The organism is Mycobacterium sp. (assembly GCF_049281135.1).
Classification (GTDB): domain Bacteria; phylum Actinomycetota; class Actinomycetes; order Mycobacteriales; family Mycobacteriaceae; genus Mycobacterium.
Genome location: NZ_JBAPRN010000767.1, coordinates 1 through 9,158, shown reverse-complemented (window position 1 = coordinate 9,158; position 9,158 = coordinate 1). Strand labels below are relative to the sequence as shown.

Annotated in this window: 8 protein-coding genes and 2 pseudogenes; 6 read left to right on the top strand and 4 right to left on the bottom strand. The window is 64.7% G+C overall.

Annotated features, from left to right (window positions below):
- Positions 1-299 precede the first annotated feature (299 nt).
- Together WAN02_RS30360 and WAN02_RS30355 are read left to right on the top strand one after the other, a co-directional pair.
- Entirely contained in the window at positions 300-1,910 is a 1,611-nt protein-coding gene (locus WAN02_RS30360; RefSeq protein ID WP_422269083.1) for an MFS transporter, read from the top strand.
- A gap of 25 nt (positions 1,911-1,935) precedes the next feature.
- A pseudogene (locus tag WAN02_RS30355) lies at positions 1,936-2,181 on the top strand (LysR substrate-binding domain-containing protein); the annotation flags it as partial.
- A gap of 92 nt (positions 2,182-2,273) precedes the next feature.
- Here WAN02_RS30355 and WAN02_RS30350 read toward each other — a convergent pair.
- Positions 2,274-2,594 carry a DUF3761 domain-containing protein gene (locus WAN02_RS30350; protein WP_422269082.1) on the bottom strand — a complete coding sequence of 107 codons (321 nt, stop codon included), beginning with the start codon at positions 2,592-2,594 and terminating at the stop codon, positions 2,274-2,276.
- Between the two features lie 288 nt (positions 2,595-2,882).
- Between WAN02_RS30350 and WAN02_RS30345 the strand changes: the two genes are divergently transcribed.
- Positions 2,883-3,686: a mycofactocin-coupled SDR family oxidoreductase gene (locus WAN02_RS30345; RefSeq protein WP_422269081.1), complete on the top strand. Its 804-nt coding sequence runs from the start codon at positions 2,883-2,885 to the stop codon at positions 3,684-3,686.
- Positions 3,687-3,701: 15 nt separating this feature from the next.
- Here the strand turns inward: WAN02_RS30345 and WAN02_RS30340 are convergent, their stop codons facing one another.
- Positions 3,702-4,913, bottom strand: a complete 1,212-nt coding sequence (locus tag WAN02_RS30340; protein WP_422269080.1) for a thiolase family protein — start codon at positions 4,911-4,913, stop codon at positions 3,702-3,704.
- 27 nt (positions 4,914-4,940) lie between these two features.
- Positions 4,941-5,339: a Zn-ribbon domain-containing OB-fold protein gene (locus tag WAN02_RS30335; protein WP_422269079.1), complete on the bottom strand. Its 399-nt coding sequence runs from the start codon at positions 5,337-5,339 to the stop codon at positions 4,941-4,943.
- 170 nt (positions 5,340-5,509) lie between these two features.
- Between WAN02_RS30335 and WAN02_RS30330 the strand changes: the two genes are divergently transcribed.
- The 3 genes from WAN02_RS30330 to WAN02_RS30320 all read left to right on the top strand — a co-directional run bounded on the left by WAN02_RS30330 (position 5,510) and on the right by WAN02_RS30320 (position 8,693).
- Positions 5,510-7,171: a PP2C family protein-serine/threonine phosphatase gene (locus WAN02_RS30330; RefSeq protein ID WP_422269078.1), complete on the top strand. Its 1,662-nt coding sequence runs from the start codon at positions 5,510-5,512 to the stop codon at positions 7,169-7,171.
- 178 nt (positions 7,172-7,349) lie between these two features.
- Entirely contained in the window at positions 7,350-7,733 is a 384-nt protein-coding gene (locus WAN02_RS30325) for an STAS domain-containing protein (RefSeq protein WP_422269077.1), read from the top strand.
- Positions 7,734-7,886: 153 nt separating this feature from the next.
- The gene (locus WAN02_RS30320) at positions 7,887-8,693 is read left to right on the top strand and encodes a L,D-transpeptidase (protein ID WP_422269076.1); all 807 of its coding nucleotides are present in this window, start codon (positions 7,887-7,889) and stop codon (positions 8,691-8,693) included.
- Positions 8,694-8,859: 166 nt separating this feature from the next.
- On the opposite strand, the pseudogene WAN02_RS30315 reads toward WAN02_RS30320, so the two are convergent.
- Positions 8,860-9,158, bottom strand: a pseudogene (locus WAN02_RS30315) (hypothetical protein); the annotation flags it as partial.

Sequence of the window (9,158 nt, the reverse complement as noted above, 5' to 3'; positions counted from 1 at the left end):
CGCCAGCCCCGCCGCCGCGTCCGCCACCGGTACCGCCGCCGAGGATGCGTCCGCCGCCGGCTCCGCCGCCGTCAATGATGATTGTGCTGGTCTGAGTCATAGACACAGGCTATCGCCGAATCCTCCGGGACGGCAATATGATTCAAAGTAAACACCAGCCTGGCAAATATGAACGAAGGCGGTCATTCCGATTAACAACGGGTGTTCGCCGTGCCGATGCGGAACGTAGATATGCCGCATCGTCTTCAAGGGTGATGATCTGTGGGGCGCGCCGCGTGCGCACGCCTTAGAGTTCGTCGGTGACTCAGATTCAGGAGCACCCCGACGCCGACCAACCATCGCCGTGGGCGCCGTTACACAACCCCGTTTATCGCAACCTGTTCATCGCGTCGTTCGTCTCCAACATCGGGACGTGGATGCAAAACGTTGCGGCCCAATGGTTTTTGGTGGAAAAGCACAGTAGTGACGTCATCGTCGCACTGGTACAGACAGCGAGCCTCGGGCCGACGTTACTTTTCGCATTGTTCGCCGGTGTGGTGGCCGATCTGTTCGACCGTCGCCGGTTACTGATCGTTCTGCAGACATATGCGGTGCTGGTGGCGCTGGCCTTGGCGGTGCTCACCTACCTCGATCGCCTCAGCCCGACAGCATTGTTGATGTTCACCGTGGCCATCGGCTGCGCTTCCGCGCTGGCGGCCCCGGCCTGGCAGGCGATTCAGCCCGAGGTGGTCCCACGCGAACAAATACCGGCTGTCTCGACCTTGGGCAGCGTCTCGGGAAATGCCTCCCGCGCGATCGGACCGGCGATCGGCGGCGTGATCCTGGCAATGGCCGGTCCCGCAGCGGTCTTCGCGATCAACGCGGCTTCGTTCGCGGGAATCATCGTTGCCCTGTTGGTGTGGAAGCGACCCAAGCAGATCGCGCCACTCGAACGAGAACGCTTCGGCCAGGCCATCCTCACCGGACTGCTGTTCGTCAACAATGCTCCGATATTTCGCAGGATCCTTTTGCACGCAGCGCTTTTCCTGTTTCCCGCCTCGGCCCTCTTGGCGCTGCTGCCGGTGGTTGCCGCCCGTAGTTGGCACCTGGGTGCCAGTGGCTATGGCGTGGCGGTGGCGGCCGTGGGTTTGGGTGCTGTACTCGCTGTGGCGATCGCCGGGCTGATACGGCTGAAACTGTCAGACAACCTGCAGCTAGCGGCGTCTGCCGCCGCTTACGGTCTGGCAATACTGGCAGTCGCGTGGCTTTCGTTCGCTGCAGCGCTCCCGTTTCTGGTGATCGCTGGGATGGCCTGGCTGATCACGCTGACCACGCTGAACGCAGCGGCCCAGCTGACGTTGCCGCGCTGGGTTCGGGCCCGCGGATTGTCGGTGTATCTGTTGGTCGCCACCGGATCTCAGGCGATCGGCGCGTATGCCTGGGGGGCCCTCGCCACGCGGGCGGGACTCAACGTCGCGCTGCTTGGGTCGGCGGTGGCGCTGGGCGTCGTTGTCCTGAGCGTTGCCATGCTGCCATTGCGGGCTTCCACGGGCAAGATAAACGTGGAGGTTTCCAGTGCGTGGCCGACGCCGACGCTCATGTTTGATCCATGCCCTCAGGACGGACCGGTATTGGTTACGGTCCGGTACCGGGTGTCGACCGAGAACTACGAAAAGTTCGTCCAGTCGATGGGCAGTGTCAGGCGATCGCGGTTACGGACGGGTGGCCACAGTTGGCGGCTGTATCACAGCGTCGGAGAGCCCGATATCTTCCTCGAGCGGTTCACCGTCGCGTCGTGGAGCGAATTTGAGCGTCAACGCACCGAGCGTTGGCTGGGCTACGACAGTGAGGGCGTCACCAGGGCGATCGGCTATACCGTCGACAACGCCCGACGGCACGAGTACTTCGTCGCTCGACGTGTGCCCCGATGAGCCCGTGGACGCCCATCAGCCGGCCCGCGCCGCTCATCCACTCGAACTCGCTTCTGCAGCAGCGGTTCGCGCCGCCGTTCTGGCCGGTGCCGGTCCGGCGGTGATAAGCCGACTGGCCGTCAGCGACGACCTCACGCATGGTCGCCTACGCGCCATTCCCGTCGCGGATCTGGACTTGCGACGCGATCTACGTGCGATCTGGATGGGCGCTCAGAACCCGCCCGCGGGGGCGGCAAGGGACTTGCTGCACCATATCGCCACCACTCGGTGACTGCGGTCGGTCAATTACTCTGGCGACCGATATGCCTGCGACAGATCGCAATTCGACGGCCGCGTCACGCTGGCCCAGCGTCGAGAGATGGCTCAGCTGTTGAGCCACTGCCTTACGCCGCCGTGGCCCGAACAAGTGCCCGAGTGATGCGTGCTGTACGAGTAGTCGCCGTCTCGGCACATCGCGGTGGCTCCAGGCGGCGGGCCGCCGGGGGCGCCGCCACTGAAGCTAGGCGCGGTGGCGACGCCAGGGCCTCCGACGAAACCGGGAGCGGTGACCAACCCTGGGGTCCCGTCCGAGGGCAACCCTCCTGTCGAGGCTTTCGAGGGGTCGGGGATGCACTCTCCATCCGAATTTTTGTAGAAGCCCGATCCACAGCCGGCCAGATACGTCGGCGGCGCGCTCAGAGCCATCGGAGCCGCACCTAAACCGATCGCGCCAATCGCGACCGTCAAAAAGAAAGCACTACGTCGAACGCTCACAACCCACCCCACACGAAAATGAATTTTTGACCAATGAGCTGCCGAGGCCCGGCGCAGAGCGTAACGGTTGCGGGCCATGGGCGGCCGCGATTCGGCGAGAAAATCCGAGTACCCGCTACCGGCGGCAACTTCCTGGTCGAGATCCTGCCGACGCTGTTCTAGGGCACTGCGAAACAAAGCCCGCGGCAAGCGATTACCCGACTGGTAACTTCGTCCGCTATGGGTGCTTTGGATGGACGCGTTGCTCTGATCACCGGCGGGGCCCGCGGGCAGGGCCGTGCACACGCGTTGGCGTTGGCCGCCGAGGGGGCCGACATCGTGCTCGCCGATGCTCCGGCCGCCATGGCGGACCTGACCTACCCGTTGGGCACCGAGGACGACCTACGCGAGACGGCCAAGCTGGTCGACGAGCTGGGCCGGCGCTGCATGCCCTTGACCGTGGACGTGCGGGATGCGGCCGCGGTGAACGCCGCGGTCACACAGACCGTCGCCGATCTCGGCAGCCTCGACATCGTGGTGGCCAACGCCGGAGTCGTCAGCACCGGGCCACTGGACGAGGTCAGCGACGGGGTCTGGCAGCAACTCATCGACACCAATCTGACCGGTGCGTTTCACACCCTGCGCGCAGCCATCCCCGTGATGCGGCAGCAGAAGTTCGGCAGGATCGTCGTGACCTCGTCGATGGGCGGCCGGATGGGCATCCCCGACCTGGCCGCCTACAACGCGACGAAGTGGGGTGTCATCGGCCTGGCGAAGTCCGTTGCCCTGGAGGTCGCGAAAGAAGGAATCACGGTCAACGTCGTCTGCCCGACCACGACCCAGACACCGATGGTGCAACCCACCGGCGCCGCAGACATCCCGGACGATCTCGTGCGTCGGATGATGAAGGCCAATCCGATCCCTCAGCCGTGGCTGCAGCCCGAGGACGTCAGCCGCGGCGTGCTCTACCTGGTCACCGACCCAGGCGTCATCACCGGCAGCGTCCTGGAGATCGGCCTCGGTGGCAGCGCACGCATCCACTGACGTAAGCCAAATCGCCTAGGCGGCCGATCTTTCCAGGATGTGGACGCCGCACGCCGAGCCCAAGCCGATCACGTGGGCCAGTCCGACCTTCGCGTTCTCGATCTGCCGATCACCGGCTTCGCCGCGAAGATGGTGGCAGATCTCCCAGATGTTGGCGATGCCGGTGGCCGCGATGGGATGCCCCTTGGACTGCAGGCCCCCCGACACGTTCACCGGGGTCGAGCCGTCCCGCCACGTCGCACCCGTGTTGAAAAAGTCCGCGGCTCCGCCTTTTTCACACAGCATCAAGTTGTCGTAGTGCACCAACTCCGCGGTCGCGAAACAGTCGTGCAACTCGACCAGGTCGAGGTCGCTCGGGCCGATGCCGGCCTGCTCGTAGGCGGTCGCAGCGGCATTGCGGGTCAGCGTGTTGACGTTCGGCAAGACCTGGCAACCATCCTCGAAGGGATCGGTGGTCAGGATCGACGCCGAGACTTTCACCGCGCGCTTGCGCTGCTGCAAAGCCAGCGACTTCAACGTCTCGCCGTCGCACACGACCGCGGCCGCGGCACCGTCGCAGTTGGCCGAGCACATCGGCCTGGTGTTCGGGTAGGCGATCATGACGTCGTTCATGATCTGCTCGAGGGTGAACTTCTTCTGGTAGGCGGCCAGCGGATTCAGCGTCGAGTGGGCGTGGTTCTTCTCGCTGATCTTGGCGAACAACTCGAAGCTCGTGCCACCGTACTTGTGGCCGTATTCGGTGCCGATCTGGGCGAACACACCCGGCATGGCCTCGGTGCCGATTCGCCCGTCGACCGGCGCAACGGCCCCGTAACGGCCGCGCGGCGTCCAGACATCAGCATCCTTTTTCTTCGTGCCGCCGCCGCCGAGTAACCCGGCGCCGGAAAGCTTCTCCACGCCGACCGCCAATCCGTACTTCACCTCACCTGCCTTGACGGCCATGATCGCGGTCCGAAGCGCGGTGGCTCCCGTCGCGCAGGCGTTGGCGACGTTGTAAACCGGGATGCCGGTCTGACCGATCTGCTTTTGCAGCTGCTGTCCGATTCCGGCGTTCGCGGCCATCAGGTTCCCGGCGGCGATGACGCCGATGTCGGCCATCGTCACGCCGGCGTCGGCGAGCGCGCCGATCGCGGCCTCGGCCGCCAGATCAACGGTGTCCTTGTCGGGGTGCTTGCCGAATTTGGTCATCCGGATTCCGAGAATCCAGATGTCGTCGCTGGCGCTCATATGACTGCTCCTTTGTGAAGTGGACCATCAGTTTGCGGGTTCGAAGCCGAAGCCGATCGCCTCGGTGCCCGCCGAGTCGGCGCCGATCGAATAAGTAGCCAGCCGCACTTTCATCCCGTCACGAACGTGCTCAGGATCGGGCTCGACATTGACCAAATTGGCGCGCACCTGGGTGCCGTCGCAGTCGACAACCGACGCGACGAACGGGGTGGGAATGCCGGGTGCGGCAAACGTGACGATGGTGAACGCTCGCAGCGTGCCCTCGGTCGCAACTGCAACGGGTGAAAATTCGGACGCGAAACAACTGGCGCAGGCGTTGCGCCGATCGAAGAATCGCGCGTTGCAGTTTGTGCATTCCTGAGCGACGAGGTGCGGATCGCCGTCATCGAGCACCAAGTAGTCGACCAATGGGATCTGACCCGTCATAACACCTCCGTCGTATGTACTCTGACCGTAGCGAGTGCGGCCCGCTGAAAGATCCGGAATATCAAGATCGGGCCGTAACAAAACTGAGACTTCCGCAGCGACAAGCGATATGCGGAGGGTCCTCGCTAAAGATAGTTAAGTAGACGCGACAATTTTTAGGTCGATTTGGTATGCAGGATGCGGCTCCGGTTCGGGTCGAGACCGACCATCAGTCGCTGTGGACTTACGTCGCCTGCCCCACTCTTGTCGTTGATCAGACCGGAGCCATCCGGGCTCTGAGCGCGTCGGCGCAGTCGCTATTGCCCGAGGCAGGGCCGGGCACTCCGTTAGAGACCGCCGTCGGATGGCTGTCGTCCGTGCATCTCCGGCTCGTCGAACCAGCTTCGGCCCCGGAGAACAGGGAGTCGTTCAGTGCAACGGGCCCCGTCGCCGGGCGCAAGTTCGACGCCCACCACGCAAGGCTTCCCAGCGGAGAAGTGGCGTGGTCGCTGGTCGAGGACACCGGTCAGGTGCTGCGCGAGGCCCAACACGCCCTGACGCGCGAGCACGAACGCGCCGAATTCCTGCTCGAAGCGTCGTCGGTGTTGATGGCGTCGCTGAATATCGACCGGTGCGGGGAAGCGACCGCACAGCTTGCGGCTCGAGATCTCGCCGACGCCGCCGTCGTCGTCGCGCCCGCTAGCCCGGGCCGGCGGATGCCGATCTTCTACGGCGACTCGACCGGCGCAGTGGAGCAGCGCAGTGTCGATGCCGATCCGACGTCGGTGGCCGGGTTGAGCGAGGCATTGCGGGAATTCCCGCCAGCTCCCTCGCGGCTGATCGATGCCGCGACGTTGCCGGATTGGCTGATTCCATCGGGTTTTACCCGGCCGGTGGGTTCGGTGATGATCACGCCACTGCCTGGTCACGGTGTGTCGGCAGGTGCGCTGGTGCTGCTGCGGCACGCCGAGGAGGACACGTTCAGCACAAGCGACGAGGAACTCGCGCGGTTGTTCGCGGCGCGGGCTGGTGTGGCGCTGTCGGCCGCCCGACTGTATGCCGAGCAAGCCTCGATCACCCGCACACTGATGCGCGACTTGCTGCCGCCGCAACTGCAGCCGATGCACGGGATCGAATTCGCCGGCGGCTACCGGGCGTCGGAAGACTACGAAGTCGTCGGCGGCGACTTCTACGACGTGCACCCCGCGGCGACCGCTGACGGCGAGACGCTGGTCGTTCTCGGCGACGTGTGCGGCAAGGGCATCGAGGCCGCCATGCTCACCGGCAAGATCCGTAACACGCTGCAGGCCTTGACGCCCTTGGCCACCGATCATCACGCAGTCCTCGAATTGCTCAACGGCGCGATGTTGTCCACCGAGCACTGCCGCTTCGCCACCTTGGTACTGGCGTCGGTCGCCAACCGAGACGGCCGGGTCTTCCTGCGGCTGACCAGCGCGGGCCATCTGCCCCCACTGATCGTGCGCGACCGCGGGCAGGTCGAGCAGGCCGATACCTGCGGCACCCTCATCGGCGCGTTGCCCAACATCGAAGCGCAGTCGTTCGAGACATACCTGGCGCCAGGAGAGACCTGCGTGCTCTACACCGATGGAGTCACCGAGGCACGGGGTGGCCCGCTGGGTGACTACATGTTCGGCGAGGAGCGTCTGGCCGCCGCGCTGGCCGAGTGCTCCGGAATGCCCGCCGAATCGGTGGTAGAGCGTGTCATGCTGCTGGCCACCCAGTGGATCGGTCAGCAGGTGCACGACGACATCGCCGTCGTGGCGATCACCGCTCCACGCCGCGCACACCTGAGTGCCGTCGACGGCCACACCCGGGGACGGTTCACAGCTTGAGCCCCCGGACCTCCGAGATCTTCATCGCCCAAGGTGTGCCGGCCGCCACATTGTTTCCGGGGCTCGATCCTCTGGGTACACAGCTGCATGACTTTCCCCGCAGCCGGTGTTTGTTGGCTGCGGCCCAGTCCGCTCTCGCCGACAGGAAGTGTTCGGCGACCGACCCCCAATTGATTACATGAACTTTTCCGTGACACTCGCCAAGACCGGACGGTCGGCCTGCATGCGGGTCACCGGCGACCTGGACTACGAAAGTGCCGATGAGGTCGTCGAGGCGGCATCGCAATTACTCGCGCAGCAGGTCGATCTGAGCGACCTGCACCTCGACTTCAGCGGGCTGACATTTCTCGACTCGGCGGCCCTTTCCGGCCTGCTTCTGCTTCATCGCCGGACCACTCAGTCGGGCGTCCGACTGCATCTCGACCATCGCCCCGCATTTCTCGACCGAGTGCTACAGGTGACCGGGCTGCACGGCCATTTCGCCGCAGCACATTCCGACGCGTTAGCCGGTGAACCAACCCTGGCCGGCCAAACTACCTCGAGTGAAACAAGCGTTCGCTGAGCTCAGTTTTCGATTAACGGGTCTGGATTCCGCTGGCCGTAGCCAAAACGTGACCCATGCTTTATCGAATCGCTAACGCGCCCTTAAACTTCCAACATTCCGGACACCCGTAGGATCGCTATTGAGAGCACCTCTACCAGAAGGAGCTGGCGCATGCGGGCGGTCTGTCGTTCTGTCGTTGTGGTGGTTGGGATCTCAGCGTCGGTGGTCACCGGACCGTCCGGCGTTAGCCTGACGGCATCTCATCAGGCAGACAGTCTCGCGGTCGCTTCGGTTCGGCCATCGACGGGCCAGGTCGTGGGCGTCGCGCATCCCGTAGTCGTCACGTTCCGCGCACCCGTCGTCAACCGGCGCGCGGCCGAGCGTGCCGTCGACGTCAGATCGACACCCTCGATGACCGGCAAGTTCGAATGGCTCGATAACGATGTCGTGCAATGGGTTCCGGACCGATACTGGCCGGCGCACAGCACCATAGCGTTGTCCGTAGGCGGCCTGTCGTCGGATTTCAAAACCGGACCTGCCGTCCTCGGTGTCGCCGACATCTCGGATCACACCTTCACAGTGAGCGTCGATGGGGTTCCGAGCGCACCGTCGACGCAACTGCCGGCCCCGCACCACCAACCTCACTGGGGCGAACCGGGCGTCATGCCGGCCTCGATGGGTCGGCCGGAATTCCCGACACCTGTCGGCGTTTACACGGTGATGTCCAAAGAGCGTACTGTGATTATGGATTCGAGTAGCGTCGGTGTTCCGGTCAGCAGTCCCGAGGGGTACAAGACACCGGTGGATTACGCCGACCGGATCAGCAGCCGCGGACTGTTCGTGCATTCGGCTCCGTGGGCCGTCCAATCGCTCGGACGCGAGAACGTCAGCCACGGCTGTATCAGCCTGAGCCCCGCCGACGCCGAGTGGTACTTCAACACGGTCAACGTTGGCGACCCGGTGGTCGTCAAGGAGTAGCGAAGCCGACAGCCATCGGCTGTCAGCGGATGCCATACCTCAAGTCACATGTACAGCGAAATGCTGCTGTGGTACCGGGCTTTCCGCATTACATCCCGAAGCGCTGGCAGCTTATGAGCGCAAAAAGACGCCCCCGGTATGACCCGGGGGCGCCACGTCGTCGCCCTTACTCCACGGGACCAGGCAGGATGGGCTGACCGGATACCGGGCCGCCTGCCGCCGCCGAAGCGGTGGGCGCGCCCTTACCGCCAACGCCGCCCGCAAGTACAGCACCCGGGACCGGCGCACCCGCTCCTCCAAGCGCAATCAGTGGAGCGCCGGCGGGCACAACCGGTACTGGGGCGCCTGCCGGAACGGGAGCGCCGGCGGGCACAACCGGTACTGGGGCGCCTGCCGGAACGGGAGCGCCGGCGGGAACCGGCGCAGCCACTGGCGCACCGCTCATTTCGGCGAGTGGAGCGGCTG